Annotated in this window: 25 protein-coding genes and 1 pseudogene; 14 read left to right on the forward strand and 12 right to left on the reverse strand. The window is 71.3% G+C overall.

From position 1 onward, the window contains the following. The first annotated feature begins 34 nt into the window (after positions 1 to 34). The 4 genes from ACTMVF_RS12230 (at position 35) to ACTMVF_RS12245 (ending at position 3,366) form a co-directional block, all read left to right on the forward strand. Positions 35 to 490: an indole-3-glycerol phosphate synthase gene (locus tag ACTMVF_RS12230; RefSeq protein WP_441270995.1), complete on the forward strand. Its 456-nt coding sequence runs from the start codon at positions 35 to 37 to the stop codon at positions 488 to 490. Positions 491 to 674: 184 nt separating this feature from the next. Then, on the forward strand, positions 675 to 2,066 hold the full coding sequence (gene murC, locus ACTMVF_RS12235) for a UDP-N-acetylmuramate--L-alanine ligase (RefSeq protein WP_441270996.1): 1,392 nt from the start codon (positions 675 to 677) through the stop codon (positions 2,064 to 2,066). A gap of 13 nt (positions 2,067 to 2,079) precedes the next feature. After that, on the forward strand, positions 2,080 to 2,487 hold the full coding sequence (msrB, locus tag ACTMVF_RS12240) for a peptide-methionine (R)-S-oxide reductase MsrB (RefSeq protein ID WP_301996050.1): 408 nt from the start codon (positions 2,080 to 2,082) through the stop codon (positions 2,485 to 2,487). 132 nt (positions 2,488 to 2,619) lie between these two features. Next, the gene (locus ACTMVF_RS12245; RefSeq protein ID WP_441270997.1) at positions 2,620 to 3,366 is read left to right on the forward strand and encodes a PP2C family protein-serine/threonine phosphatase; all 747 of its coding nucleotides are present in this window, start codon (positions 2,620 to 2,622) and stop codon (positions 3,364 to 3,366) included. Positions 3,367 to 3,703: 337 nt separating this feature from the next. Here ACTMVF_RS12245 and ACTMVF_RS12250 read toward each other — a convergent pair whose 3' ends face one another. From ACTMVF_RS12250 to ACTMVF_RS12265, 4 genes are all read right to left on the reverse strand, one after another. After that, entirely contained in the window at positions 3,704 to 4,435 is a 732-nt protein-coding gene (locus ACTMVF_RS12250) for a siderophore-interacting protein (protein WP_441270998.1), read from the reverse strand. A 14-nt stretch (positions 4,436 to 4,449) separates the two neighbouring features. Continuing rightward, positions 4,450 to 5,187, reverse strand: a complete 738-nt coding sequence (locus ACTMVF_RS12255) for a TetR/AcrR family transcriptional regulator (RefSeq protein WP_441270999.1) — start codon at positions 5,185 to 5,187, stop codon at positions 4,450 to 4,452. A gap of 84 nt (positions 5,188 to 5,271) precedes the next feature. Next, positions 5,272 to 5,751, reverse strand: a complete 480-nt coding sequence (locus ACTMVF_RS12260) for a MaoC family dehydratase (RefSeq protein WP_441271000.1) — start codon at positions 5,749 to 5,751, stop codon at positions 5,272 to 5,274. 32 nt (positions 5,752 to 5,783) lie between these two features. Beyond that, positions 5,784 to 7,259: a class II 3-deoxy-7-phosphoheptulonate synthase gene (locus ACTMVF_RS12265; protein WP_441271347.1), complete on the reverse strand. Its 1,476-nt coding sequence runs from the start codon at positions 7,257 to 7,259 to the stop codon at positions 5,784 to 5,786. Positions 7,260 to 7,483: 224 nt separating this feature from the next. Between ACTMVF_RS12265 and ACTMVF_RS12270 the strand changes: the two genes are divergently transcribed. From ACTMVF_RS12270 to ACTMVF_RS12305, 8 genes and pseudogenes are all read left to right on the forward strand, one after another. Beyond that, positions 7,484 to 9,055: a 4-hydroxyphenylacetate 3-hydroxylase family protein gene (locus ACTMVF_RS12270; RefSeq protein WP_441271001.1), complete on the forward strand. Its 1,572-nt coding sequence runs from the start codon at positions 7,484 to 7,486 to the stop codon at positions 9,053 to 9,055. After that, positions 9,052 to 9,567, forward strand: a complete 516-nt coding sequence (locus ACTMVF_RS12275) for a flavin reductase family protein (RefSeq protein WP_441271002.1) — start codon at positions 9,052 to 9,054, stop codon at positions 9,565 to 9,567. The genes ACTMVF_RS12270 and ACTMVF_RS12275 overlap by 4 nt, the downstream gene beginning before the upstream one ends. A 36-nt stretch (positions 9,568 to 9,603) precedes the next feature. Then, a complete protein-coding gene (locus ACTMVF_RS12280) occupies positions 9,604 to 10,806 on the forward strand; it encodes an FAD-dependent monooxygenase (protein ID WP_441271003.1) in 1,203 nt (400 codons plus the stop codon). A gap of 73 nt (positions 10,807 to 10,879) precedes the next feature. Beyond that, complete coding sequence (locus ACTMVF_RS12285; protein WP_441271004.1) at positions 10,880 to 11,491, forward strand: acyltransferase; 612 nt, start codon at positions 10,880 to 10,882, stop codon at positions 11,489 to 11,491. A 3-nt stretch (positions 11,492 to 11,494) separates the two neighbouring features. Further along, positions 11,495 to 12,077 (forward strand): annotated as a pseudogene (locus ACTMVF_RS12290) (chorismate synthase); the annotation flags it as partial. Positions 12,078 to 12,571: 494 nt separating this feature from the next. Next, a complete protein-coding gene (locus ACTMVF_RS12295) occupies positions 12,572 to 13,333 on the forward strand; it encodes an AfsA-related hotdog domain-containing protein (protein WP_441271005.1) in 762 nt (253 codons plus the stop codon). Between the two features lie 40 nt (positions 13,334 to 13,373). Further along, the gene (locus ACTMVF_RS12300) at positions 13,374 to 14,594 is read left to right on the forward strand and encodes a chorismate mutase (RefSeq protein WP_441271006.1); all 1,221 of its coding nucleotides are present in this window, start codon (positions 13,374 to 13,376) and stop codon (positions 14,592 to 14,594) included. Further along, a complete protein-coding gene (locus ACTMVF_RS12305; protein WP_441271007.1) occupies positions 14,591 to 15,196 on the forward strand; it encodes a TetR family transcriptional regulator in 606 nt (201 codons plus the stop codon). Before ACTMVF_RS12300 ends, ACTMVF_RS12305 begins: the two co-directional genes overlap by 4 nt. Here ACTMVF_RS12305 and ACTMVF_RS12310 read toward each other — a convergent pair. The 4 genes from ACTMVF_RS12310 to ACTMVF_RS12325 form a co-directional block, all read right to left on the reverse strand. After that, positions 15,137 to 16,189: a LysR family transcriptional regulator gene (locus ACTMVF_RS12310; RefSeq protein WP_441271008.1), complete on the reverse strand. Its 1,053-nt coding sequence runs from the start codon at positions 16,187 to 16,189 to the stop codon at positions 15,137 to 15,139. The two genes, ACTMVF_RS12305 and ACTMVF_RS12310, sit on opposite strands and share 60 nt — an antisense overlap. Next, positions 16,186 to 17,748 (reverse strand): MFS transporter, encoded by a 1,563-nt coding sequence (locus tag ACTMVF_RS12315; RefSeq protein WP_441271009.1) that lies wholly within the window; start codon positions 17,746 to 17,748, stop codon positions 16,186 to 16,188. The genes ACTMVF_RS12310 and ACTMVF_RS12315 overlap by 4 nt, the downstream gene beginning before the upstream one ends. Beyond that, positions 17,745 to 18,434 (reverse strand): O-methyltransferase, encoded by a 690-nt coding sequence (locus tag ACTMVF_RS12320; protein WP_441271010.1) that lies wholly within the window; start codon positions 18,432 to 18,434, stop codon positions 17,745 to 17,747. Before ACTMVF_RS12320 ends, ACTMVF_RS12315 begins: the two co-directional genes overlap by 4 nt. Positions 18,435 to 18,500: 66 nt before the next feature. After that, positions 18,501 to 19,145: a YczE/YyaS/YitT family protein gene (locus ACTMVF_RS12325; RefSeq protein ID WP_441271011.1), complete on the reverse strand. Its 645-nt coding sequence runs from the start codon at positions 19,143 to 19,145 to the stop codon at positions 18,501 to 18,503. A gap of 316 nt (positions 19,146 to 19,461) precedes the next feature. Between ACTMVF_RS12325 and ACTMVF_RS12330 the strand changes: the two genes are divergently transcribed. Next, a complete protein-coding gene (locus tag ACTMVF_RS12330) occupies positions 19,462 to 19,659 on the forward strand; it encodes a response regulator transcription factor (protein ID WP_441271012.1) in 198 nt (65 codons plus the stop codon). A 62-nt stretch (positions 19,660 to 19,721) separates the two neighbouring features. Here ACTMVF_RS12330 and ACTMVF_RS12335 read toward each other — a convergent pair whose 3' ends face one another. From ACTMVF_RS12335 to ACTMVF_RS12345, 3 genes are all read right to left on the reverse strand, one after another. Beyond that, entirely contained in the window at positions 19,722 to 20,279 is a 558-nt protein-coding gene (locus ACTMVF_RS12335) for a TetR/AcrR family transcriptional regulator (protein ID WP_441271013.1), read from the reverse strand. A gap of 175 nt (positions 20,280 to 20,454) precedes the next feature. Then, positions 20,455 to 21,657, reverse strand: coding sequence for an MFS transporter (locus tag ACTMVF_RS12340; protein WP_441271014.1), 1,203 nt, complete (start codon positions 21,655 to 21,657; stop codon positions 20,455 to 20,457). A gap of 190 nt (positions 21,658 to 21,847) precedes the next feature. Beyond that, positions 21,848 to 22,948: a lysylphosphatidylglycerol synthase transmembrane domain-containing protein gene (locus tag ACTMVF_RS12345; RefSeq protein ID WP_441271015.1), complete on the reverse strand. Its 1,101-nt coding sequence runs from the start codon at positions 22,946 to 22,948 to the stop codon at positions 21,848 to 21,850. A gap of 738 nt (positions 22,949 to 23,686) precedes the next feature. Between ACTMVF_RS12345 and ACTMVF_RS12350 the strand changes: the two genes are divergently transcribed. Next, a complete protein-coding gene (locus ACTMVF_RS12350) occupies positions 23,687 to 25,180 on the forward strand; it encodes a glycoside hydrolase family 3 N-terminal domain-containing protein (RefSeq protein ID WP_441271016.1) in 1,494 nt (497 codons plus the stop codon). Between the two features lie 51 nt (positions 25,181 to 25,231). Here the strand turns inward: ACTMVF_RS12350 and ACTMVF_RS12355 are convergent, their stop codons facing one another. Continuing rightward, positions 25,232 to 26,539 (reverse strand): glycoside hydrolase 5 family protein, encoded by a 1,308-nt coding sequence (locus ACTMVF_RS12355; RefSeq protein WP_441271017.1) that lies wholly within the window; start codon positions 26,537 to 26,539, stop codon positions 25,232 to 25,234. Positions 26,540 to 26,544: the final 5 nt, after the last annotated feature.

Consider the following 26,544-nt stretch of genomic DNA (forward strand, 5'->3'; position numbering starts at 1 on the left):
CAGAATGGGGCGCCCGGTGTTCACAAGCGTTTTGATGATCGAGAAGGCCCTGACGTCCGCCGACGTGGAGTTCGTCACCACCTTGCACGGAGACGAGCAGGTCGCCTTCCACGTTCTGCTCCAGCCGCGTGGTGAGCAGGCCGACAGATTGTTGCGCGCCATCGACGACATCGCGCTCGGCGAGCTGGACGAGGCGGTCCGGGAGGGGAAGACCCCGGAGGGCCAGGAGGCGCTGAGCACGGGGGAGCGGGCGCTGGAGGTGTCGCTCACGGCGCTGCGCGGTACCGGGGCGGAGGCCGAGGGGCGGCTTTTGGAGGACCATCCGCTCGACGCGCTCAAGGCGGTGGTGGACGAGGTCGGCGCGGACGAGGTGATCGTGTTGACCGATCCCCACTACGTGGAGGAGTTCTTCCATCGGGACTGGGCTTCTCGGGCTCGGCACAAGGTGGGGGTGCCGGTGCTGAAGCTGTTCTCGCACAGCAAGGTTTAGGGGTCTGACGGGGAGCGCCCGGGGGGTTGCGGGAGGTCTCCGGCCGCGGGTCCTGGGTGGCTTGTCGCGCAGTTCCCCGCGCCCCTTGGGCAGGCACAGCTCCCGGCGTCCCAGGCGCGAGGTCTGCCTCCTCACCCAATAGGCTGGGGCGTCACCGTCGTATCGCAAGCTTGGGAGAACACGCATGGCACCCGGTATTCCCACCGCCATGGACCGACCGCACTTCATCGGTATCGGTGGGGCCGGAATGTCGGGGATCGCGAAGATTCTCGCGCAGCGTGGGGCCAAGGTGGCGGGCAGTGATGCCAAGGAGTCCGGAACCGCCGAGGCGCTGCGGGCCCTCGGGGCGACCGTGCACATCGGGCATGCGGCGGAGCATCTCGCCGACGACGCCAGCTGTGTCGTCGTGTCGTCGGCGATCCGGCAGGACAACCCCGAACTGGCCCGCGCCGCCGAGCTGGGCATTCCCGTGGTGCACCGCTCCGACGCGCTCGCGTCGCTGATGGACGGGCTGCGGCCGATCGCCGTCGCCGGTACGCACGGCAAGACGACCACGACGTCGATGCTGGCCGTCTCGCTGAGCGAGCTGGGCCTGAAGCCGTCGTACGCCATCGGCGGCGACCTGGACGCCCCCGGCTCGAACGCCCTGCACGGCGACGGCGACATCTTCGTCGCCGAGGCGGATGAATCGGACCGCAGCTTCCACAAGTACGCGCCCGACGTCGCGATCGTCCTGAACGTCGAGCTCGACCACCACGCCAACTACGCGTCGATGGACGAGATCTACGAGTCCTTCGAGACGTTCGCGGACCGCATCACCGACGGCGGCACGCTGGTGATCTCGGCGGACCAGGACGGGGCGCGGGAGCTGACCCGGCGGGTCGCGGCGCGCGAGGTGCGGGTGGTGACGTACGGCGAGGCGCAGGACGCCGACGTACGGGTCCTGTCGGTGGTGGCGCAGGGGCTGAAGAGCCAGGTCACTGTCCTCCTCGACGGCCAGGAGCTCACCTTCACGGTGTCGGTCCCCGGCCGCCACTACGCGCTCAACGCGGTGGCCGCCCTCGCGGCGGGCGCGGCTCTCGGTGTCCCGGCCGCCGAGCTGGCTCCGGCGCTGGCGGCCTACACGGGCGTGAAGCGGCGTCTTCAGCTGAAGGGCGAGGCCGCCGGCGTCCAGGTCATCGACTCCTACGCCCATCACCCGACCGAGATGACGGCCGACCTGGAGGCCATGCGTTCGGCCGCCGGTGACGCCCGGATCCTGGTCGTCTACCAGCCCCACCTCTTCTCTCGCACGCAGGAGCTCGGCAAGGAGATGGGCGATGCCCTCGCCCTCGCCGACTCCTCGCTGGTCCTGGACATCTATCCGGCCCGCGAGGACCCCATCCCCGGCGTCACCAGCGACCTGATCATCGAGGCGGCCCGGGCGGCGGGCGCCGAGGTGACCGCGGTGCACGACAAGGGCGAGGTGCCCGCGCTGATCGCGGGAATGGCGAAGCCCGGCGATCTCGTTCTCACCATGGGCGCGGGCGATGTCACAGACCTCGGCCCGCTCATCCTGGATCGCCTGTCGAAGTGAGGGGCACGGACTCATGTCGTACGACGTCGAAAAGCCGGACGAGCAGTGGCGCGCGGAGCTGACGCCGGCCGAGTACGCCGTCCTCCGCCAGGCCGGCACGGAGCCCGCCTTCACGGGTGAGTACACCAACACCAAGACGACGGGCGTCTACTCCTGCCGCGCCTGCGGCGCCGAACTGTTCACCTCGACCACGAAGTTCGAGTCGCACTGCGGCTGGCCGTCCTTCTACGACCCGAAGGACACCGACGCGGTGGAGCTCATCGAGGACCGTTCGCACGGGATGGTGCGGACCGAGGTCCGGTGCGCCCGGTGCGGGTCGCATCTCGGGCATGTCTTCGAGGGCGAGGGGTATCCGACCCCGACCGACCAGCGGTACTGCATCAACAGCATCTCGCTGCGGCTGACGCCGGACGAGGGCTGACGCGGGAGCCGATGCGGGAGGGGTGCCGCTTCCGGCTGCGCTGGCACGCCGGAAGCCGGTGTTCCTAGACTCGTAAGGGACGTCGACATCCGGCCCGGTGACCAGTCCGGTGCGGGAAGGCGGTGGCGCTGCATGCCGTACATCGCTGTGAGTGCGATCAGCCACCCCGGACTGCTGCGCGAGCGGAACGAGGACAGCCTGGTCGTCGGGCCGTGGACGCTGTGCGCGACGGTGACCGAGAATCCGCAGACCCTGGTCTTCCCACTCGGGACGCCCCTGGTCGTGGCCGTCGCCGACGGGCTCGGCGGGCATCCCGGCGGCGATGTGGCCAGCGCCCTGGTCGTCCGCCGGATCGCCTCTCTCGGTCCCGCCCTGAGCAGCGAGGTCGCCGTCCGTGACGCCCTGAACGCCTGCAACCGCGCCGTGTACCAGGCAGCCGGGGGCGACGCGGGAGGCGCGCTGGCCGCCATGGGGACGACGGTCGCCGGAGTGGTCGTACAGCCCGGCTCGCTGCTGGCGTTCAACGTGGGCGACAGCCGGGTCTTCGCGTTCTCCCGCGACGGGCTGCGCCAGGTGAGCGTCGACGACAGCCCACCGCACCCGGCCGGGAGCACCACCTCCCTCGTCACCCAGTGCCTGGGCGGCTCGCCCACGTACCGTGCCGTCCAGCCCCATGTCATGGCCGAGTCCCTCGAGCCCGGCGTTCGCTACCTCGTCTGCTCGGACGGGCTGACGGACCCGGTGAAGGAGGACGTACTGGACGAGGTCCTGCGGGAGCACGGCGACGGCCGGGCGGCCTTCGAGCTGTGGAAGGCCGCGATCGAGGCGGGCGGGCCCGACAACATCACGGTGGCGGTGGTACGCGTCATCGACGAGTGACCCGTTGCCCCTCAAGCGGCCTGTCTCCCATGGGAGTTCGTCTTCTTCCTACGGAGATCCATGACGTCCGTGCAGCCGCACGCCCGGGCCGACCGGCCGCACCAGGCGGCCGGACCGGCGTACCTGCGTGACCAGTGGGGCGGGCACCTTCGGGGAACGCGGCGGACACGACGACCGCGTCGCCCGGCGCCCGTCCGGCACGCCGCGGTGGGTGTCGGCGATCCGAGCGGCCGGTGCGAACCGTGCCTCGGCGTTGTCCGTACGGCTCCGAGCAGCTGCTCGTCCGGATCCCGGTGGCCTTGAAACGGCCCCGTCCGTGCGGACGGGCGGTGTGGGGTCAGTCCGAGGCCAGTGGGTCGCGGTGGTCCGCCTCGTCCAGCTTCCAGTAACCCTTCGCATAGGCGTGCTGACGGTCCAGGCCGAGACGATCCGCGAGGTGGCGGCGGATGTCCCTCACCGAGCCGGACTCGCCGGCCACCCACGCGGCGACGTCCTGCGGGGGAACGGTGGCCTTCAGCACGGCGTCCCGCAGTGCCTCACCCTTGGGCCGGCCGGCGGTCCGGTGGACCCAGACGACGTCCAGATCCGGTCGCCGGTCCACGGCGACCTCGGCCTCGGGGCCCGCGACCTCCAGGTAGACGGTGCCGCACACTCCGGACGGCAGGCTCTCGGCGATGGTGAGGACCGCGGGCTGGGCGCTCTCGTCGCCCGCCAGGAGGTAGAAGCCGGCGTCCGGGACGGGGCGGAAGGACCCCTTGGGGCCGCCGAAGGAGACCTCCTGGCCGGGGCGCGCGGACTCGGCCCAGCGTGCGGCCGGGCCCTTCCCGTGCAGAACGACGTCGACGTCGATGCTGGGCTTCGACGGTGAGTGGCGGCGGACCGTGTAGGCGCGGCCGACCGTCCGGCCGTCGAGCGGGTCGGTCACGAACAGCTTCACCCACTGCGTGGGTTCGTCGCACCGGAAGGCCGACATGCCGGGCCCTCCCAGGGTGATGCGCGCCATCCGCGGGGCGATCAGGGAGACCGCCTCCACCGTGGCGGTGTAACGGGGTCGGCGTGCGCGGAACATGCGGGAACAGCCTTTCAGGGGGTGGGGTCGGCGGTCGGTGCCGGGTCGGGCGGGGTGCCCTGCCGGCAGGTCAGGACGGTGGAGACCAGGCGCCTGGCGAACCGTGGATCCGTCGGCCGTCCCGTCATGAAGGCCCGGTAGAACACCGGGCCCGCCAGCAGGTCGAGGAGCTGGTCGGCCTCCTGCCGGGGCAGGGCGCCGAGCGAGTCGGAGGCCAGGGCGTCGCGCAGCCGTGCGCGGTCCTGGCCGCGCTGCGGGTCCAGCACGTGCTTTCGGAGTGCGGCCGCGGTCATGGCGTCCTGCAGGGCGTGGCCGATGAGCACGAACAGGACACGGCCCGTGGAGGACCGGGTGAAGACCCCGCTCAGCCGGGTCACATGCTCCTCCAGGGCGGCCGGTGCGGACTCCGTCCGGGCCGGCCAGGACGCCGTGTCCCGCAGGTCCTCCTCCAGGACGTCGAGCAGGATGTCGATCTTCGATCTCCACCAGCGGTAGATCGTCTGTTTGGAGACACCCGCCCGGTCGGCGATCGAACCGACCGTCAGGGCCTGGAACCCGGTGTCGACCAGCAGGTCGTCGGCGGCTCGCAGAACGGCGACGCGTGCGGCCTCGCTGCGCCTCGGTCCGTTTCTGATGCGTCGCCCTTGTGTCGCGCCGGCCGGCTGCGGGGTGTCGTGCGGTGCGTCTATGGCGGCCCTCCTCGATCGTCGATCGATGCCAGCTAGACTAGACGCAACGGTGCGTGTAGTCAAAGGGTCGGCAGGGAACGGGAACCCGTTCCTCCTCGGGCAGGGGGAGGCCCGAGGAGGAACGGGGAGTCTGCCGACGGGTGGACCTCAGCGCCGTACGGCCGCGGCCTCGTGACCGGTGCCGGCCGGCTGTGCGCAGGCGAACAGCAGCCGGGTGCGCATCCGGTACACCGTCGTGCCCTCCTGGTTGACTGCCTCGACGACGAAGCGGACCGTGCCCGTACCCGGCCGCCGGGGATGCGGTGAGGCCTCCTCCACGATGGCCCGGCCGCGCAGTTCGTCGCCGGGGCGCACCGGACTGAGGAACCGGACCTCGTCCATGCCGTAGGAGCCCTGGCAGGCGGAGTCCGCGAGCAGGGTGCGCACGAACTGCCCCATCACCACGGCACCGGTGTGCCAGCCGCTGGCCACCAGACCCCCGAAAGGAGAGCGGCGGGCCGCCTCGGGATCCAGGTGGAAGGGCATGGGGTCCCAGGCGCGCGCGTAGCCGATGATGTCCTCGCTGGTCAGCCGCGTGACCCCCAGCTCGTAGGTGCTGCCGGCGGGGAAGTGCTCGAAGTGCCGCACAGTGACTGTCCTCCGTGGTCGCGGATCCGGGCTCAGCCGAGGGATGCCGCGTAGTCGGCGTGCAGGGACATGCCCGACGGGCGGGCGGGGACGGGCTCCGGGCGGGGGCGGCCGAGGCGGCGCTTCTCGGCGCAGTACCACTCGGCGATCCGGAAGGCGAGATCCATCGACTGCGCACGGTTCAGCCGCGGATCGCACGCCGTCTCGTACCGCAGATGCAGGTCGTCGGAGAGGACCGCGCTGCTGCCTCCCAGGCACTCGGTGACGTCCTCGCCCGTCAACTCCACATGGACACCGCCGGGATGCGTGCCCAGCGCCCGGTGGACCTCGAAGAAACCGGTGACCTCGTCCAGGACGTCGTCGAAGCGACGCGTCTTGTGGCCGCTCGGCGCGGTGTAGGTGTTGCCGTGCATGGGGTCGCACGCCCAGACCACCCGGGCGCCCTCCGCGCGTACCGCCTCGACCAGCGCGGGCAGCCGGTCGCGCACCAGAGCCCGCCCCATCCGGGCGACGAACGTCAGCCGGCCGGGCGTGCGGTGCGGATCCAGCCGGTCCAGCAGCCGCAGTACGTCGTCGGCGCCGGCGTCCGGACCCAGCTTGACGCCGAGGGGGTTGCCGACGCCGGCGGCGAACGCCACGTGCGCGCCGTCGAGTTGGCGGGTGCGCTCCCCGATCCACAGCATGTGCCCCGAAAGGGCGTAGCGCCGCCCCGTGTCGGGGTCCGTGCGCACGAGGGCGGACTCGTAGTCGAGGAGCAGCGCCTCGTGGCTGGCGAACACTTCCGTGGTGCGCAGCGTCGAGGTGCTCATGCCGCACGCCCGGATGAAGGCGAGTGCCCCGTCGATCTCGTCCGCCAGCCGCTCGTAACGGCGTCCCGCGGCGGACAGGGCCACGAAGTCACGGTTCCACTCGTGCACCCGGTCGAGATCCGCGTGCCCACCGGCGGTCAGGGCGCGCAAGAGATTCAGCGTCGCGGCAGACGCGTCGTACACGCGCCGCAGCCGGGCCGGATCGGGGGTGCGGGCCTCGGCGGTGAACGCCGGCCCGTTGACGGCATCGCCCCGGTACGAGGGCAGCGTCACGCCGTCCCGGGTCTCGGTCGGCTGCGAACGCGGCTTGGCGTACTGGCCGGCGATGCGACCGACCTTCACCACGGGCACACCGGCCGCGTACGTCAGCACGGCGGCCATCTGGAGCAGGACCTCCAGCTTGCCCCGCACGGACTCCGCGCTCACCGAGTCAAGGGTCTCCGCGCAGTCACCGCCCTGCAGCAGAAAGGCCCTGCCGCGGGCCACCTCGCCGAGACGGTCGAGCAGGGCGTCGCATTCTCGCGCGAACACCAGGGGCGGCGCGGCGGAAAGGGACGACACGGTGGCGTGCAGCACGGCGGGATCGGGCCAGTCGGGCTGCTGGGCGGCGGGGAGGGCACGCCACGCTTCGGAGGCGGGCTCGGGATGTGAATTCTCTGCGTCGGCTGAATTCTGTACGCGATTCTCTATGGCTTCCACGGATTTCACGGCGACAACCTCAACGCCTTCTGCTGACGACGGCATGGTGGGGCAGGTGGTGGGCGCAGCCTGTCACGCGCCCACCGGGGATGTGCAGTGCGTCGTTGTGGCTAGAAGGGCGGATCTACTACGCGAGTACTAGCCCCAGTGGCCGACTGTCGGGGCCAGTCGCACTCCTGGAGCATTTCGGCAGGCGCAAAAGTCCGCTCGAAAGGTGATCCCGCATGAGCAACACCGTCAACCCGTCCGGATCCGTCTCCCGCCCGCAGACCGGGGACGAATACCTCGAGAGCCTCCGTGACGGCCGCGAGGTGCGGATCTACGGCGAGCGGGTGGAGGACGTCACCAGCCACCCGGCCTTCCGCAACAACTCCCGCATGGTGGCCCGGCTGTACGACGCGCTGCACGACCCCGAGCGCAACAGCAAACTGGTCGTCCCCACCGACACCGGCAACGGCGGTTTCACCCACCCCTACTTCAAGGCCCCGTACACCACCGGCGACCTGCGCGCGGCGGCGCGGGCCATGGAGGAGTGGGCCCGCATGACCTACGGCTGGCTGGGCCGCACCCCGGACTTCAAGGCCGCCTTCCTGTCCACCCTGGGGTCGAACCGGGAGCACTACGCGCCGTTCGAGGACAACGCCGCCGCGTGGTACCGCAAGGCCCAGGAGAACGTGCTGTTCATCGGCCACGGCATCGTCAACCCGCCGATCGACCGCAACCGGGGGCTCACCGAGCTCAAGGACGTGATGCTGACGGTGGACAAGGAGACCGACGCCGGCCTGGTCGTCTCCGGCGCCAAGGTGGTCGGCACCGGCGCCGCGCTCACCCAGCACATCTTCATCGGCAACTACGGCGTCATCCCGAAGGGCGCAAAGGAATTCTCGACGTTTTTCGTCATGCCCACCAACAGCCCGGGCCTGAAGATAATCTCGCGGCCGTCGTACGAATTCTCCGCGGCGACCGTCTCCAGCCCGTTCGACCAGCCGCTGAGCAGCCGGCTGGACGAGAACGACGGAATCCTCGTCTTCGACAAGGTGCTCATTCCGTGGGAGAACGTCTTCTGCTACGACGTCGACAAGGCGAACAACTTCTTCTACGGCTCCGGCTTCTTCTACCGGGCCATGTTCCACGCCTGCGTCCGCTTCGCGGTGAAGATGGACTTCCTGACCGGGCTCCTCGCCAAGTGCCTGGAGACCACGGGCACTTCGGAGTTCCGTGGGGTGCAGAGCCGCCTCGGTGAGGTCCTCGCCTACCGCAACATGTTCTGGGCCCTGGTCGACTCCATGGTGGAGAACCCGGTCAAGTGGCCCGACGGCACGGTCACGCCCAACGGCGAGTCCGCCATGGCCTTCCGCGTCCTGTCCTCCTCGATCTTCCCCAAGGTCCGCGAGATCTTCCTGCGCGACCTGGGCAGCGCCCTGATCTACAACAACTCCCACGCCGCCGACTGGTCCAACCCCGAGGTCCGGCCCTACCTGGACAAGTACGTCCGCGGCCTGGGCGTGGAGGCCGTCGACCGGGTGAAGCTCATGAAGCTGGCCTGGGACGCCGTGGGCACCGAGTTCGGCGCCCGCTGGGAGCTGTACGAGATGAACTACGCGGGCAACCACGAGCAGATCCGCTACGAGGTGCTGCACAACCAGCAGGCCTCCGGGAAGTTCGACGACTACAAGCAGTTCGTCGAGCAGTGCCTGTCGGAGTACGACGAGAACGGCTGGAAGGCCCCCGACCTCGTCAACCCCAAGGACACGACCGTCATCGGCGGCGGAGCCCTCACCGAGGCCGCGCGGTGAACAGCCGCGCCCTGCCGGACGAGGATCAACTCCGCGGCGTCCTCGGGCGGTTCGTGACCGGCGTATGCGCGGTGTCGACCCGGTTCGACACCCCGTCCGGGGTCCGGCACGACGCCATCGCGGTGAACTCGTTCACCTCGGTCTCCCTCGACCCCCCGCTGGTGTCCATGTACCTGCGCGCCGACTCCACCTTCCTCCAGCGCGTGCGCACCTCCGGGCAGTGGGCCGTGTCGTTCCTCGGCAACCGGGCGCGCTCCCTGGTCGGTGTCCTCACCACGCCCGCCGAGCAGCGCCCCGCCGTGGAGGACGCCGCGGACTGGGCCGTCGGGCCGCACACCGGCTGTCTGGTCCTGCCGGACGGTCCCGGAACGCTCGAATGCGCCCTGCACCTCACCCAGCCCCTCGGCGACCACGTGCTCGTCGTCGGGCGGGTGCTGGGCGCCGTCGGCCGCGACCACGAGCCCCTGGTCTTCCACCGGGGCGCCTTCACCGGGCTCTCGCCGGCGCGCTGACCGCACGGGCCCCACACAGAACAGGAGGAGACAGCCATGGCGCGCAAACGCCCGTACGTGGCCGTCGTCGGCGGCGGTATCGGCGGCCTCGCCGTCGCCATCGGACTACGACGGCAGGGCGTCGAGGTCGTCGTTCACGAACAGGCCCGCGAACTGGCCCACCAGGGCGCCGGCATCGCCGTCGGCGCCAACGGCCACCGCGCCCTGCGAGACCTCGGTGTCGCAGGGCGCCTGACGGGAACGGCCGTCGAGCCCGTGCGCGCCGACTTCCGGCACTGGCGCACCGGCCGGTCGATGGTGACGCACACCCTGACCGGCATGTACCAGGAGAGGTTCAAGGCCCCCTTCTGGACCGTGGAGCGGGCGGCCGTGCAGCAGGCCCTGCTCGCCGAGCTGGGGACCGGCCGGGTCCGGCTCGGCGCGCGCTGCACGGAGGTGGAGCAGACCGGCTCCGGCGCCGTGCTCCGCTTCGCCGACGGCACCGAGACGGAGGCCGACGCGGTCATCGGGGCCGACGGCATCCACTCCGCCGTACGCCACAGCGTCTTCGGCCCGGACGAGGCCGTGTTCTCCGGTACCAGCGGCTACCGCGCCCTGGTCCCCATGGGCCGGCTCGGGCACCTCCCCGAACTCGCCGAGCAGGTGCTGTGGCTGTGGCTGGGCCCCGGCCGGCACTTCATCGCCTACCCGGTGGCCGGCGGCGGCGCGCTGAACTTCCTCGCCGTCGTCCCCGATGCCGAGTGGACGATCGAGTCCTGGTCCACCGAGGGCGACGGCGCCGAACTGCTCGCCGCCTTCGACGGCTGGCACCCGTTCGTCACCGAGATCCTCGCCGCGTGCGAACGGCCCGGCCGCTGGGCGCTGTACGACCGCGAACCGCAGCGGACCTGGAGCGCGGGCCGGGTCACGCTGCTCGGCGACGCGGCCCACGCGATGCTGCCGCACCACGGGCAGGGCGCGAACCAGTCGCTGGAGGACGCGGTGGTGCTGGCCCACCTCCTCGCCGGCGCCGGCGCCGACGAGGTCGCGGCGGCCCTGCGCGCCTACGAGCAGCTGCGCCGGCCGCGCACCCGACTGCTCCAGGCGGGCTCCCGCAAGAACGCCGCCTGCTTCCAACTGCCGGACGGCCCGGAGGCGGAGGCCCGCAACGTGCGGCTGGCCGGCCTGCCCGACGACCTCGCCTGGATCCACGGACATGACGCCCTCGGCCCGCTGCGTTCGGCGACGGCGCCGGTGTGACCCCGCCGACCGTGCCACCCGACCCGGCTCGACCCGACCCGGCCCTCGACATCGACGAACGGTGAGAGAAACCATGGCAAGGATCTACTCCTTCGAAGGCAGTGTGCCCGTTGTGCACCCCACGGCGTTCGTGCACCCCGACGCCGTACTGATCGGCTCGGTCGACGTCGGACCCGGGTGCTACGTCGGCCCCCTCGCCAGCCTGCGCGGCGACTTCGGGCACATAGAACTGCGCGCGGGCTCCAATGTGCAGGACGGCTGCGTCCTGCACTGCTTCCCCGGAGCCGACACGGTCGTCGAGGAGGACGGCCACGTCGGCCACGGCAGTGTGCTGCACGGCTGCCGGGTCGGCCGCGACAGCCTCATCGGCATGAAGTCCGTCCTGATGGACGGCGTGGTCGTGGGGCGGCAGGCGTTCGTCGGCGCCGGCAGCTTCGTCAAGTCCCGCTTCCACGTGCCGGAACGGCACCTGGTGGCAGGCAGCCCGGCGAAGGTCGTGCGTGAGCTGACGGCCGACGAGATCGCCTGGAAGGGCAACGGGACCCTGCAGTACCAGAAGCTGGCCCAGCGCTGCCTCACCGCCCTCCACCCGGCCGAGCCCGCCACCGAGCGGGCCCACGGCACGGCCCCCGCGCACTCCGACGAACCCGAGCACGTCACCCTGCACGAGTTCCGGGCCCGCTGAAGGCTCTCGATGGGGGCTCCGATCACCACGGAGATGGCGGCGGGCCATCTGGGCAGGCGGCGGCTCGGCCATGGGCGTGGTGCCCGGGTGAAGTTCGAGCGCGACGAGGTGGCCTTCGTCGGCGGGGTCCGACACGGGCCGACCCCGCCGAAGTGGGTGCGGGCCATGGCGGCCGACCCGTCGACCCGGAGGTGCCGCCGGGCCTGGCGCGCGACGCGCGGCTGACCCGGTCGCGTCCCGGCCATGCTGACCTGGCCGGCCTGCGGAAGTACGGTTTCGACGAGGCCCCCGCCCGATCCTGGAGCGGGCCTCGGCCCGTGAGACCCGTGAGACCGCCGCCCCTGTCGCTCTGGGGGCGGTGGCCCGGTCGTACCTGAAGGAGACGGCCGGGATCGAGACCGTCAGCCCTGTCGTCGAACTGGCGTCGCCGAAGACACCGGGCCCGGCCGGCGGCCGCGCTGATGGGCGGCCAGGCCATCAAGGGCGTCGAGGTCGGTACGGCTTCGCGCGGGGGCAGGGCTCGAAGGCGCACGACGCGATCGTCGACACGCCCGAGGGCATCAGCCGATCGCCATGCCGTCCCGGCCGGGGGGGGGCGTCGCGGCGGCGACTCAGTGGCCGAGACCCGCCGCAACGTGACCTCGTGCCTGTGCGACCTCATCATCCGCTGAGGCCGGTGGCGGATCCGGCGACTCGAGCCGCCGGGTGGGCCCCGGACGAGACGACCCTCTCCTGATCCGGCGCGCCGCCCGGTGCCCCGTCGATCAGGACACCGCGACCAGGACCCCGGAATGCGATGCGCCTTGTGGGCGAGGGCCGGGGACCGGGCCTGTCACCAGGATTCGTGACGGGGCGAGGGAACGGCAGTCGGCCGATACGGCTAGTACCTCCGCTCTAACCCTCGCGTCCGGCGGCTCCCGGCGCCGGGCGCGAACGCGGGATCCGACCGGGCTAACACCCTGGAACTAGACGCCCGGGCCTACGCCCAACAGGCGACTACCGGCGGCTTTTCGGGGACTTCACGCTGAATGCACTCCCGCGGCTCACCGATCGCGGTTTCCCCAGCCAGGAGGCATGCCCATGAGCAGCACCCCCACTTCCCGTCTCGTCGTCGGCGACCGCTTCCGCGACTTCGCCGAGGCCGTCGGAGCCGAGACGCTCTCGGCCCTGGCCCGCTCTCTCGACGCCGGTGACCTGGACACCGTGGAGGGGCCGGTGCATGTGGTCACCGGCCAGGGGATCGGCGAGTTCGAGATCTCCTACCTCAAGGACGCGATCACCCGTCGGCAGCTGGACGACCGGATCGTCCTGGTGCACTCCGCCGAGCGGCCGGCCCGCCGCCAGGAACTGCACAAGGCCCGCGAGGACAACGTGCTGGTCGCCGGCCTCACTCAGGTCGACGACAGCACGTACGAGGCCGGGCTGCGGCTGCACGACCACAACGAGCTCCTCGTCGATGTGCAGGACCGGGTCCACGTACAGGGCATGGTGGCGATCGAGGCGGCCCGCCAGATGTTCCTCTCGGTGGTCGAGCACTACTTCACTTCGCGCTGGCCGCAGCAGCGCTACTACATCGTCCTCAACTCCATGAACACCACGTTCTCCAACTTCCTCTTCCCGGTGGGCGCCACGCTGCGTCTGACGGTGGACGAGTCCGACCTGTCGGAGCCCAGCAGGCTCATGCTCCGTACGACGGTGGAGGTGGAGCAGGCCGGACGGGTCGCCGCCGGTGTGACCATCGACGCCGCCGCCTTCGCTCCGGGGCTGCTGGAGGAGAAGGAGCTGCGGCGCGCCAAGAGCGCGGTGGCGAGCACGATGGACGCGGCTCTGGCGGCCGTGTGACATGAAGCCGCCGGTACAGGACACACGAGCGCGTCGCGCCGTGGACCGACTCCTGCGCCCGGGGCGGCGGTTCGCCTATCTGGGACCGGAGGGAACCTTCACCGAGCGGGCGCTGCGCTCGGTCCCCGAGGCCGCGGGCTCCCTGCTGACGCCGGCCGCAACGGCGCGGGAGGCCCTGGCGCTGGTGTGCCGCGCAGACGTCGACGCCGCCATGCTCCCCGTGCACAACACGGTGGCCGGGACGGTCCCGGACACGCTGCGCGCGATCGCGGAGTCACCCGCGCTGACCGTGCTGCGGGAAGTCGTGCTCGGCATCGAGTTCGCCCTGCTGGTGCGCCCCGGCACGCGACTCGCCCGCATCCGTACCGTGAGCGGGCATCCGCATGCGCGGCGGCAGGTCGGCGGCTGGCTCGACCGCCATGTGCCACAGGCGCGTTGGGCGTCCGCGTCTTCCAACGCCGAGGCCGCGCGCCGGGTTCGGGACGGGGAGTGCGACGCCGCCGTGGCCGGTGAGTTCACCGCCGCCCACTACGGCCTGCAGCCCGCCGCCACGGGGATACAGGACACCGCGGGCGCCACCACCCGGTTCCTGCTGTGCGCCCGCTCCGGCAGGCAGAGCGGGCCCGCCCCCGGCCCCGCCGACCGCACTTCGCTGATCGGGCGGCTCGACGCGCGGCCGGAGGACATCGACGAACTGCTGGACGGCCTGCGGCGGCACCCCATTCTGCGGGCCGTGTCCCCGCACGTCGTGCCCGACGGCAGGAGCGGCTCGCTCCTCCTCGCCGACTGCCCGGGCCGCCTGGACCAGCCGCCCACGGCACGCGCCGTCGGCCTGCTGCGACTGCGCGTACCGGGGCTGAGATCCCTGGGGTCGTACCCCTCGGCGGCCGACCCCTACGACCGGTACGCCCCGCCCGACCCGTTCAGCCCGTACGACTTGTGCCACTTGTACGAACGGAGCAAGACGATGGACACCATGGCCACCACCGGGGCGACCGGCCCCGCGGAACCCGCGCCCGAGGACATCGCGCGGCTGCGAGAGCAGATCGACGACCTGGACCGCTCCCTCATCGGCACCCTGAAGCAACGGTTGCGGACGTCACGGGAGATTCAGCGCCTGCGAACGGGCCGCGGTGGCTCGCACGTGGACTCCGGGCGGGAGCACACCATACGCGGCCGGTACGCCGAGGAGTTGGGGGAGGGCGGAGCCGGGCTCGCCGAGGCCCTGCTCGAGTTGTGCCGGGGGCAGTCGTCGCGGTGAGCGCGCCTGCGAGGACGGCACCGCCCTCGTCCCGTCCGCGTCGCGGTCGTGAGCTCGTCCTCACGGCCGCGACAGCTCTGTTCCACGAGCGCGGCTACGACGCTACGAGCATGAGCGACATCGCCGACCGCCTCGGCGTCACCAAGGCCGCGCTGTACCGCCATGTGACGAGCAAGGCGGAGTTGCTGCACGCGGTGACGGCACCGGTACGCACGACCGTGCTGGCGCTGCTCCCGGCGAGCGTGACGACGGACGGCCGGCACGTCGACACCCTCGCCGCACTGCTGCGCGGGCTGGCCGGCGCGGCGGCAGAAGACCCGCCCCGACACGCCCTCTTCTGGGGAGCGCACGGCATGCGGAGCCAGGACGGTCCGGACGCCGTCTGCCGTGAGGCGGTGGTGCGGCGACTGGTGGAACTGCTGGAGCGCGCGATCGCCCAGGGCGACGTCCGGGCCGACGTCGAACCCCGGCTCGCGGCCCGGCTGCTCCTCGGCGCCGTCGTCGCCGGCGGCCTCCCGGACGGACCGAGGGTGCCGCCGGACTCAGTCGTCGGCCTGCTGCTCGACGGGCCGGTCCGGGGCCGGCTCGCCGGGCTCTCCTGAGGGGCGCCGGACGGGGTCGCCCTGGGGCGGCCGCCGGGTGAGCGCGGACCGTACGGCGTGCCGCAGCCACACATGCACCGGCTCGGTGTCATGCCGCGGATGCCACGCCTGGCAGATGCTGATGGGGGCCGTCTCGACCGGGAGGTCGAACACCTCGATGTCCACGGCCCGGCACGCGCTGTCGGCGAGCGAGCCGGGCATCGCGGTCACGAAGTCGCCGGCGGGGATCATCAGCAGCGCCTCGCCGTAGTTCGGCACGGAGGCGATGACGTCCCGGCGCAGACCGCGGGTGTGCAGTGCCACATCGATCGGACCCGTCATACGGCCCTTGCGGGAGACGCTGATGTGCCGTTCCGAGGCGAACGCCTCCGCGGTGACCTCGGTGCCGAGGAGCGGATGACCGGCTCGCGCCACTCCCACGAACCGGTCCTCGAAGAGCGGCTCGATCCGCAGCTCGGGGCTGGGTTCGTCGATGATGCCGACCTCGATGTCCACGGCGCCCTCCCGCAGCGGCGCGCTGCCGTGGGAGTTCTCCACGGTGAAGGTGAACCGGGCGAGCGGCACCTCCTTGCTTGCCCGGTTCAGCAGCACCGGCGCCAGGACTGCCGCGTAGGCCTCGTCCGCGACGATGGTCAGCGTCCGGTCGACCTGGGTGAGATCCTCCTGCCTGCTCGGCGTGAGGAGGGACTCCGCCTCCCGCATCAAGGCCCGTACCTTCGGCTGGAGTTCCAGCGCCCTCGGAGTGGGCACCAGACCGCGTCCGGCGCGGACCAGGACGGGGTCGCCGAGGGCGCGGCGGATCTTGGACAGGGCGCGGCTCATGGCGGGCGGAGACAGCGCCAGACGCTCCGCGGCTCCGGTGACGCTCCCCTCCTGCAGCAGGGCGTCCAGGGCCGGCAGCAGACGCATGTCCACGTGCGGCACACAGGGGCCTGACAGCCCGTCGGTCCAGTCGTGGTGGTGACCGGGGTCTTCGACATCAGTTCCGCTCAAGGCGTCTCCCGAGAAGTGTTCCGCTCCGCGTCGTGCGGGCGAAGCCACGTGATGACCAGGAGTGCCGCCATGAGCACGGCGATACCGATCACCCGCAACGACTCGGCCATACCGGTGGTGAACGCCTCCCGCACCTGCGCGGCGAGCCGTACGGCCGTGTCGGAGCCGAGGTCCTGCGCACCGCGCAGGGCGGTCCCCAGGGCCTGCCCGCCTGCCGAACCGTCCTTCAGATGCCGCGACTCGGCCGGAAGGGCGTCGGTGAACCGGGCGTTGAGCAGCGTGCCGAACACGGCGAAACCGAGCGCCCCGCCGATCTCACGACTGAAGCTGTTGACGCCCGAGCCGACCCCCGCCCGGTGCGCGGGTACGGAGGTCACCAGGGCGTTGGACAGCGGCGGGTTGGACAGCCCCGACCCGATGCCGACCACGACGATGCACCCGGCGTAGAGAAGGTAGGCGGTCCCGGGCCCGCACAGGGAGAACAGCCCCAGACCGGCGACCACCAGCAGCAGTCCGCAGGCGACGACGGGGCGGGAGCCGTAGCGGTCGGCGAGCCGGGCGGCACGCGGCGAGACGAGGAAGATCACCACGGCCAGGGGTGCCGTCCCCAGTCCGGCCAGCACGGCCGGGTAGTCCTTGACGTTCATCAGGTACTGGCCGTTGAGGTAGAACACCGAGTACATCGCGACGAACGAGACGACGATGCCGAGGGCGCCGGCGCGCATACCGGGACGGAGGAACAGCCGGGGGTCCAACAGTGGCTCCTCCCGGCGTAGTTCGTAGCGGCAGAAGGCCGCCAGGAACAGCGCGCCGGTGGCGAAGGCCAGCAGTACGGCGGGCGAGGTCCAGCCGAGCTCGGATCCCTCGATGATGCCGAACAGCACACAGAACACCAGGGCGACCAGGAGCAGGACTCCGCCCGTGTCGACGGTGTGGTGATGGCGCTCGACGCGGGGCAGGGACCTCGCGGCCGCCACGAGACCGAGCGCGGCCAGGGGAGCGGCGACCGCGAACAGGGCCTGCCAGTCGAAGAACTGCAGAACGGCACCGCCCACGACGTTGCCCGCCACGCCGCCGCCTCCGCTCAGCGCGGTCCACTGCGCGACGGCATGGCCACGCTTGTCGGCCGGATAGCAACTGATCATCAACGGAAGGCTGTTGGGCAGGATCAGGGCGGCGCCGGCACCGGTCACCGCCCGTGCCGCGAGCAGGAGGGGCACGGTGGGGGAGACGGCGGATCCGAGGGACCCCACGATCATCAGGGCCAGGCCGACGAGCAGGGCTCCCTTGCGGCCGTAGCGGTCTCCCAGGGCGCCACTGGGGATCAGCAGACAGCCGAAGACGATGAGATAGCTGTCGACGATCCACAGGACCTGGGTCGGGGTCGGATGGAGCGTGCTGGTGGCCAGTCGGCCGACCGCCAGGTTCACACCGGCGCCCAAGCCGAACACCAGCATGACGCACATCCCGAGCGCGGCGGTGGCGGTGCGCGAGCCGGAACGGGCACCGCCCCGCGCGGCTGTGCGCCGCGCGGGGCCGGCCGACGGGGTGGCGGTCACGACACGACCCGTTCGGACCGTCCGGTGTACGTGGAGAGTTCGAGGCCCTGCCCGTCGGTGATGCCGAGGGAGACATAGCCGTTGGCGGGATCGCGGACGTAGTCGAGATAGGGGCGGGCACCGGCCGCGAACTTCTCGGTGTCGTCCGCGTGCACGAACGCACCCGAGCGAAGCCGGGGTTCGGCGGCCCGGAGGACGTCGAGATAGAAATCCACCCAGCCGTCCAGATAGAGGAAATCGATCGGCGGGGAGAACGAGGACACCACGTCCACCGCCTCACCGGTGACGACTTCGGCGTATTCGTCGAGTCCGGCCGATTTCAGATTGTCCCGGGCTGCGGCGCATTTTCCGCCGTGCAGGTCCACCGTGCAGAGCTTTCCGGAGCCGTTGTCTCGCAGGGCCGCCGCGATATGGATGGCGGTGAATCCGTACGAGGTGCCGAACTCGAAGACCGTGCGCGGGCGTATGGCGCGGACACACATGTACAGCATCCGGCCGATGGCCGCCGGAGCCGCGTAGTAGCCGCCGGCGCACGCCGAAACGAGTTCCTCCGGGGTCCACGGATCCTTGCGCTGCCTGATCTTCTCGAGCAGTTTCGGCTGCTCTTTCTCGTCCACTCGCCGTTGCTCGGACGCGATGTGGTCCAGTACGTCACGTACCTTGGGGGAGAAAAGCGAGGAGGTCATTTCCGTACTTCCTTGGGTGGCTTTTTGGTGGCTTCCGGGTGCCTCATGGTGGGCTGCTTCGGATGTTCAGCGGGCAGGGTGGACGGAGCGTTCGGGGAGCCCGAGATTCGGAATCCGAAAAACCCTGGAATTCGCCCTGATAAGCGGCTGGATCAGCAGGTCGACGCCCACGAGAAAACAGATCGTGCCGATTCCGAGTGGTCCGCCCATAAGGAATCCGAAGGTCATGAGAGAGGCCTCGATGATTCCTTTGGACGCCCAGAACGGCCAACGCCATTTGCTGGTCATCGTGAGGGCGAGCAGATCGATGGCCCTGATGCCGAAGCCGCTCATGATGATGAGGGCCGAACCGTACGCGCACATCAGGACCGCGCACACGAGGATTCCGGGGGAGGGAATCGGAAGGCCGCGGGCCGGGTCGGACCAGCGGAGAAGGTCGATCAGGCTGCCGCAGAAGAAGAAGGTGAAAAAGGGTGACAGCAGGGGCCTTGTCCGGGTCCAGGCGGCCACCACGGCCAGGCAGATCGCGGCCACCGTGGCCTGGGATACGCCCACGGTGACGGGCACGTGTTCCAGCAGGCCGAGCGCGAACACGTCGAGAGGGTCGGTTCCCAGATCCGAGTGAATGAAGAGATAGGCGCCACCGGAGAAGACGAGGCAGCCCGCCAGATAGAGTAAGAGATTGTTGCGCCGTTCGTGGTCAATGAGCATCGGCTCACCTCCGAGCTTCACTCTATTGACCCTCGGTTAATTAATCCAGTGCGTTGTGTGCAACCTACACTTTCCCTGAAAGGAATTGCCGCGGACTGGGAACCTTCACAGATGACGCACAGTGGAATCGTAAGAATTTTAAGCTGCAACTTAAACTTGTGAGGTAACCCACGTTTAATGGCGGGATTGAATCTTGGCCATATAATTATTGCGCAGCGCGTAATCGTTGCGAGTGGTGACCATTGCATGACAGGGGGAACACATGTCTCGCGTATCCCGTCCGGCACCAGAGGAGTTAGCGCCGAGGTCGGCTTCGATGCTCACGCCACGCGAGTGCCAGGTCCTCAACGGCATCAAGGAGGGATACTCCAACAGGATGGTAGGGAGGGCGCTGGGAATTTCCGAGCGTACCGTGAAGGTGCATCTGCACTCGATCTTCATCAAGCTGGGTGCCGCTTCGCGTACCGAGGCAGTCATCGAGGGAATCAGGAGCGGTTGCATCAGCCTGCACTGACCGTTGGTATGTGAGTGGCCCCCGGCAAGAGCGTCGGGGGCCACTCATATGCCAACGGTCCGTCAGGAGGCCCGGGGCGACGACTCGCGGGCGAGCGTGAGCACCAGCCGGGTCGTGGACTCCACGAGCTCCTCGTCGATGGGCGCACCGAACACGAGCACCCGGTAGTACAGCGGGCCGAGCAGGAGATCCACGAGGTGGTCGAGGGTCCGCTCGTCCACGGTGATCTCGGCGTCGCGGCCGAGGAGTTCGCGCAGGCCGGCCATGTCGCGTTCGCGCTGTTCCCGCAGGAACCCCTCGCGCAGGGATGCGGCCGTGTCGCTCTCCAGCTGGGCGTGGCCGAGCAGTGCCTGCAGCACCTGGCCGGCCGGCTCCGCGAAGAAGTCGGCCACCCGCCGCAGATGGGACGCGAGGTTCTCCTCAGCACCCGCGGCCTCGTCCGTCCGCCACTCCAGGGCCTCACGCGCGTCGTCGATGAGGGTGTCCAGGAGGATGTCGACCTTCGACTTCCACCAGCGGTAGATCGTCTGCTTGGCCACACCCGCGCGCTGGGCGATGCCCTCGATGGTCAGGCCGGTGAACCCCCGCTCGACGAGGAGATCGTCCGCGGCGTGCAGCACCGCCAGCCGGACACTCTCGCTGCGGCGTGGGCCGGTTCGGCTGATGACCGTGCTCTGTTCGCAGTCCGGTCGTGGCTTCCGCGTGGCGCTGATGGTCCCGTCAACCTTTCACATCGTGCGTTTCTGAGATTCTGGCACAGGGGATCGCCGCGAACCGATGTGCGGCGGACCGGAATCAGGCGGACTTCCTGCCGGTTCGCACCAGGCTGAGCAATACGCCGAGGGAGAGCGCGGCGACCACCGCACTGAACGTCTCGCCGGCGGGGCGCAGGCTGGTCTCGCGGATCAGGACGCCCACGCCGATCGCGGGCACCGCGAGCATCGAGTAGAGGATCGCGAAGAAGGTGGACACCGAAGCGCCGCGGTGCTGGGGAGCGCTGCGCGTGGTGATGCTGCCGATGCCGTGCCCCACGGCGATGCCGGTCGCCAGGCCGTTGACGGCGGCGCCGATGAGCAGCGGTGCCAGGGTGCTCGTGGCCATCGATGTGGCGATCAGGCCGGCGGCGACGATCAGCCCCACGCAGGCCGCGGGCAGGGCGGTGGCGGGCTTGAGGGTGCGGACCAGGAGCTGGCCGAAGGCGGTGCAGGCGAAGGCGATGAAGACCACGAGGCCGGTCAGCGCATGGCTGGACTCGTTCAGCACCGTGCCCAGGAACAGACCGGTCACGGCGGTCAGCACGCCGAGCACCGCGAAGCCCGAACCCGCCGCCATGGCGGAGCGCAGGAAGTCCGACCGGATCTCGCTCGGCACGTGCAGCGGTTGGAACTGCAGCGAGAAGCCGGACCGGTGCGCGGAGCTCTCCCCGTTCACCATGACGCCGAGCGCGCCGATGGCGGCCAGGGCGAGCATGACGACCCAGGGTGTGCGCAGCGGGGAGGGGGCGACGTCGGCCAGGATGCCGGCCAGCAGCGTGCCGCACGCCAGGCCGCCCATGTTCGCGAACAGCGCGACGGTGGCGGGCTTCACGCGGGCGTTCGGTCCGAGTCGTTCGGCGAGGGAGGCGGTGGCCGCGCCGGTCACCAGAGCCGCCGAGAAGCCGGAGATGACGCGGGCGACGAGCATGGCCCCGACGTTCTGGGCGAACAGGAAGACGACCGCGGCGCCCACGGACAGCAGCGTGGCCGCGATCAGTACCGGGCGGCGGCCCACTTGGTCCGAGAGCCGGCCGAAGGCCAGCAGCCCGAGGACGACGCCGAGCGCGTAGACGGCGAAGACCACGGTCACGGTGAAGGGTGTGAAGCCGAACTCCTCGCCGTAGAGCGGATAGAGCGGCGTCGGCGCCGTGGTGCCCGCCATGGTGATCCATAAGGCGAAGGCGACGCTGAACACGGCGAGCCCGCCGCTCTTCACCTTCTCTGGTGCGCTGGTCCGGTCCATGGCGCGGACGGTCGGGTTCCCCACGGGTGTGGCCTCTCATGAGCGGTTGCGGACACAGGACGCACGATCAGATCGAGACTTACCGTTGCGTCTAATCAAGAGACTAGACTAGTCGTCGCGTCTATTCAATGCGGTGTGTGTGCGGTCAGCCGTGAAGCGTGACCGGGGAGAGGCGGGGGCCGCCGTCGGGTCAGAGGACCTTCCGCTGGACGAGGATCGACAGCACGAGCGCGCCCGGCAGCAGGGGGAGCCAGACCGTCAGGACGCGATAGCCGATGACGGTGGCCGCGGCGAGGCCCATGGGTGCGCCGAAGGTGACCATCGTGAACACCAGTGCCGCGTCCACGGGGCCGATGCCGCCCGGCGCGGGCACCGCCCCTGCCGCCGTGCTGGCGAGGAGGAGGGCGAGGGTCACCTGGGTCCAGGACAGCGGCAGACCGAGCGCGAAGCCGACCGAGGCGATCACGCTCGCCTGGAGCAGCGGAGTGGCGGCGGCCCCGCCCCAGAGGGCGAGGACGCGGGCGGGCATGGCGTGCAGCCGGCGTACGTCGGTCAGGGCGGTGCGTACGAAGCCGACGAGGGGCCGGCGCACGGGCCGTACGGCTGCCGCGAGGATGCCCGCCGCGGCGAGGGCGGTCGCCGCCCCTCCGGCCATGAGAAGCAACGTCCGCCCGTCCGGGGCCAGTTCGCGCAGGTGCAGCAGCTCGGGAAAGGCCACGAGGAAGCCGAGGAGGACCGCCGTCTTCGCGATCGGTTTGACCAGCGAGTACAGGGCGAGTGAGGCCGTGGCCCGGGCCAGGGGGATGCCGCGGCCCTGCAGGAAGCGAAGGGTGACGGCATGGGCACCGAGACTCGCCGGCAGTACCTGGTTCGCGGCGCCGGCCGCGAACTGCGACGCGAGCAACAGGCCCGGCGGAAGCCGCTCCGGTACGGCCCCTTGGCGGACGCAGGCGGCGGCCACCCAGCCCATGCAGGTGAAGAAGAGACCGGCCAGCAGCCACCAGGGGTCGGCGGCGGTGAGCCGCGTGACTCCGTCCCGGAAGGCACGCCAGTCGGCCGCCGCCCACACTCCGACCAGCACGAGCGGGAGCAGGGTCAGCGCATGACGGGCCAGGCTTGCGGGGGAGAAGGGGGAGAAGGGGGAGCGGTCGGGGGTGGGGGGAGGCGCGATCGCAGGGGTGGCGGCGGACGGAGCCGGGGAGGGCTCCGAGGTCGTCGCGGACGGAACGGGGAAAGGTGCGGGAGCGGCGGGGAGCGGTCCGGGGAGACCGCCGAGCGGGAGCAGGGACACGGCGGGGGTCGTCCTTCCACGTCACGCCCGCGCGGCACGGGGCGGACGGACACAGGGCGAGGCAGGAGGGGACGACGAAAACGTGCCCGCCCGGCGTGACGTCCCGGTGTCCGGCACCCGAAGGATCGTCGGCGAGCGGGCGACGCGACCGGCGTGCCGCCGTGGTGGGACGGGCCGAAGGGGCGGACGGGGAGGTTGCGCGCGCTGACGGGGCGGTGCCTTGCGGGGCGAACCTTCGGGCGCTGATCGGGCGCGGGCGGAGGTGTGGCCGGGTGCCGAGGGGCAGCCGTGGGGCGAGCTGTGCTTCGCGGCCCCGGCCGGGCGACAGCGGAGAGGGCGCCGCCGGGGTGGGCGTGGATCGAGGTCCGCTCGGTGGGCGTCGGGGCGAGGCGGCCCGCCGTCCGGCGGGGCGCCCCGGCTGCGCCTGCGACTGGCACGGGCGCCTGCGAGGGGCCCGCCCACGTCGGTGGCGGTGCCGGCTACGTCGGTGGCGGTGACCCCCGCGAATGCCCCGGCTACGGCGTTGCCGCCCCGCTCACCCCATCGCCCGCGCCGCCTCCGGGTCCCCCCGCATCCATCCCGGTGCTCTGCTACTGAGCTGCACGCCGAGGGAGGTCGACGTCAGGCGCCGGGATGAGCGCCGTACAACCGCGTTTTCCGGGGGACCCTGCCGTGCTGTTGAATCAGCCAGCCACCGGCAGGTTGACTTTCGGCTGATCGAGCCAGAGCATTGCCGGGGTGAGCCACTTCGAGCACATATCGTCCAGGTCGAGCGCGCTCCCCGCCGATCTGGACGAAGCCGCCCACCGCTGTCTCGTCGCCGGGTTCGACGGGGCCACGAGCGTGCCGGGCACGCTCAAGGAGCTCATCGACCGGGGCCTCGGCGGGGTCATCCTCTTCACCCGCAACATCCGCGACGCGCAGCAGGTGCGCCGCCTCACGGACGAGCTGCGGGCCATCCGCCCCGACCTCCTCGTCGCCATCGACAACGAGGGCGGCGGCATCGGCCACCTGGTGAGCGCCGGCGCCCCCGACGTCCCCGGCTCCTACGCCCTCGGCGTCGCCGACGACCCGAACCTCACCGCCCGCTGCGCCGACGCGCTGGCCGGACACCTGGCCACCCTCGGCATCACCGCCTCCTATGCCCCCGTCGCCGACCTCCAGCACCGGCCGGACAACCCGATCGTGCGCACCCGCTCCTTCGGCGCCGACCCCGAGCTCGCCGCCCGCCACCTGCGCGCCTGGATCACCGCCACCGAGGCGCGCGGCATAGCCTCCTGCGCCAAGCACTTCCCCGGCCACGGCGGCACCGTCACCGACAGCCACCACGGCATGGCGGTGGACCCGCGGCCGTACGACGAACTCCGCGCCGACCTCGAACCGTTCCGCGCGGCCGTCGCCGCGGGCGTGCCGATGCTGATGAGTGCCCATGTCGTCTTCCCGGCGCTGGACCCCAACCGCCCCGCCACGCTCAGCCGCCGCATCCTGGGCGATCTGCTCCGCCACGACCTCGGCTTCGACGGCGTCCTCGTCAGCGACGCCCTGGAGATGAAGGCGATCGCCGACGCGTACGGCGAGGCGGCCGGCGCGCGCATCGCGCTCGCGGCGGGTGCGGACCAGGTCATCGTCGCCGTGGGCGACCTGGATGTCACCCTGGCCTGCCGGGACGCCGTGCTCGACGCGCTGCGCACCGGTGTGCTGGCCCAGGAGCGCGTCGAGGAGGCCGCGGGGCGGGTACGGCGCCTCGCCGCGCGCTATGCGACCCCGCCCCTGGAGGTCGCCCGCTGGGACGCGGAGGCCGGTCTCGTGGCCGCACGCCGGGCCGTACGCGGCCGGGGCGTACCGCCCGCCGTGTGCGGGGCCCATGTCGTCGACCTCTTCCCGCCGCCGCACCCCGCCCTCAACTGGGGCGGCGAGGACCTGCTGACCGAGATGCTCGCCGCCGACCCCACGGCGACGGGCACCTCCGTCACCGGCGAACCGGCGGATCCGGCCGAGCTCGTCGACGGGATGCTGCGCTGCTGCGGGGGCGCGCCCCTCGTCGTCGCCACGTGCGACGCCCGGCTGCATCCCTGGCAACTGCACTTGCGGGACGCCCTGTTGGCCCGGCGGCCGGATGCGGTACGGGTGGACACGGGGCTGCCGGAGGGCGGCGCGCTGTGCTCGTACGGGCGCGGGCGGGCGAATCTGAGGGCGGTCGCGGAGGTGCTGGCGGGCGTCGCCGACGACTAGGGCCCTTCTGATCGGAAGGGCCCTGAGGCGCGCCCGCCGGTCATACGCCGCTCAGGACGGCCGTACGACCTCCTTGATCCCCCGCGCCGCCAGGTAGTCGGCGTCCTGCGCCCGCGCGGCCAGGACCACCGCCGGGCGAACGCCTTCCGTCCGCATCCGCATCCACGCCTCGAAGTACGCGCCGCCCGGCCCGGACACCGACCGCGTGCCCGGCGTGCAGTCCAGGACGAGGGCGGTGGCACGTGGCTGTGCGGGGTGGGGGTCCTCGCGCAGTGCGGTGATGGTCTCGGCGAGTGCCTCGGCGATCGGCTTGGGGCGGCCGGAGGAGTCGAACAGGCCCAGGGTGTACTCCAGTTCCGGGAAGTCGGCCAGTGAGCGGTCGACGTCGTGGGAGCACCACCAGGTCACCCCCCACAGCCCCGCGCACCCGGCCGCGTTCCGTACGGTCGCCCGCGCGAACTCCGGGGCGTCGGCGGCCGGGATGTGCGGTTCGGGCGCGCCCGTCTCCTGCACCCAGACGGGGCGCGCGGGGTCGGTGGCGTACGCCTTGGCCAGTTCGGTGCCGTACTCGGCGAGGTGCCGGACCTGTGGGGAGCGGGGGCCGTAGCGGCGGGCGCAGTCGCCGGAGAACACCCAGGGGTGGACGGTGGTCAGGTCGCCCTTGCGGGCGGAGGCCTCCGGGGTGAAGGGGTGGTCGTCGCCGTACCAGGCGGCGTCGTACGCGGAGTGCGTGACCAGGCCGCCGCTCGCGCCGAGCCCGTCCCGGGCGGCGGCCAGCAGGGTGTCGAGGTAGTGGTCGACCTCGTCCGCCGTCACCGGGTTGTGCTCGACCAGGTTGTTGAGCTCGTTGCCGAGCTGGAGGCCGATGAGGTGCGGGCGGCCGGCGAGCGCGCGGCCGAGGGTGCGCAGGAGGGTGGCCTGGGCGTCGATGGCCTCCGGGTCCGTGAACACGTTGCGGTGGTGCCAGCTGCGCGTCCACTCCGGGTAGAAGTCGAAGCTCGACAGATGGCCCTGGACGCCGTCCACCATGACGTCGAGACCGGCCTCGCCGGCCAGGTCGACGAGGTGCGCGAGCTGGTCCACGGCGGCGGTGCGGACGAGGGTGCGGTTGGGCTGGAGCAGCGGCCAGAGGTGGAAGACGCGGACGTGGTCGAGGCCGAGACCGGCGATCCGGTCCAGGTCGTCACGCGCGCGTGCCGGGTCGAAGTCGTGCCAGGAGTGGAACCAGCCGTGGCGGGGCGTGTAGTTGACGCCGAAGCGGAGCGTGTGGATGGGATCCTCCTCGGGTCCGGGCCCGGTCTGAGCCTGCCTCTTGCCCGAGGCTCGGCTCTTGCTCGTGGCGAATGTATCAACCACCATGGTCG

It is taken from the genome of Streptomyces sp. SD31, from assembly GCF_052068475.1.
In the GTDB taxonomy this organism is placed as follows: domain Bacteria; phylum Actinomycetota; class Actinomycetes; order Streptomycetales; family Streptomycetaceae; genus Streptomyces.

Coding starts and splice junctions, on each gene's coding strand:
- ACTMVF_RS12230 (WP_441270995.1), top strand. CDS start 35: ATGATCGAGAAGGCCCTGACGTCCGCCGACGTGGAGTTCGTCACCACC.
- murC (WP_441270996.1), top strand. CDS start 675: ATGGCACCCGGTATTCCCACCGCCATGGACCGACCGCACTTCATCGGT.
- msrB (WP_301996050.1), top strand. CDS start 2,080: ATGTCGTACGACGTCGAAAAGCCGGACGAGCAGTGGCGCGCGGAGCTG.
- ACTMVF_RS12245 (WP_441270997.1), top strand. CDS start 2,620: ATGCCGTACATCGCTGTGAGTGCGATCAGCCACCCCGGACTGCTGCGC.
- ACTMVF_RS12250 (WP_441270998.1), bottom strand. CDS start 4,435: ATGTTCCGCGCACGCCGACCCCGTTACACCGCCACGGTGGAGGCGGTC.
- ACTMVF_RS12270 (WP_441271001.1), top strand. CDS start 7,484: ATGAGCAACACCGTCAACCCGTCCGGATCCGTCTCCCGCCCGCAGACC.
- ACTMVF_RS12280 (WP_441271003.1), top strand. CDS start 9,604: ATGGCGCGCAAACGCCCGTACGTGGCCGTCGTCGGCGGCGGTATCGGC.
- ACTMVF_RS12285 (WP_441271004.1), top strand. CDS start 10,880: ATGGCAAGGATCTACTCCTTCGAAGGCAGTGTGCCCGTTGTGCACCCC.
- ACTMVF_RS12295 (WP_441271005.1), top strand. CDS start 12,572: ATGAGCAGCACCCCCACTTCCCGTCTCGTCGTCGGCGACCGCTTCCGC.
- ACTMVF_RS12320 (WP_441271010.1), bottom strand. CDS start 18,434: ATGACCTCCTCGCTTTTCTCCCCCAAGGTACGTGACGTACTGGACCAC.
- ACTMVF_RS12325 (WP_441271011.1), bottom strand. CDS start 19,145: ATGCTCATTGACCACGAACGGCGCAACAATCTCTTACTCTATCTGGCG.
- ACTMVF_RS12330 (WP_441271012.1), top strand. CDS start 19,462: ATGCTCACGCCACGCGAGTGCCAGGTCCTCAACGGCATCAAGGAGGGA.
- ACTMVF_RS12340 (WP_441271014.1), bottom strand. CDS start 21,657: ATGGACCGGACCAGCGCACCAGAGAAGGTGAAGAGCGGCGGGCTCGCC.
- ACTMVF_RS12355 (WP_441271017.1), bottom strand. CDS start 26,539: ATGGTGGTTGATACATTCGCCACGAGCAAGAGCCGAGCCTCGGGCAAG.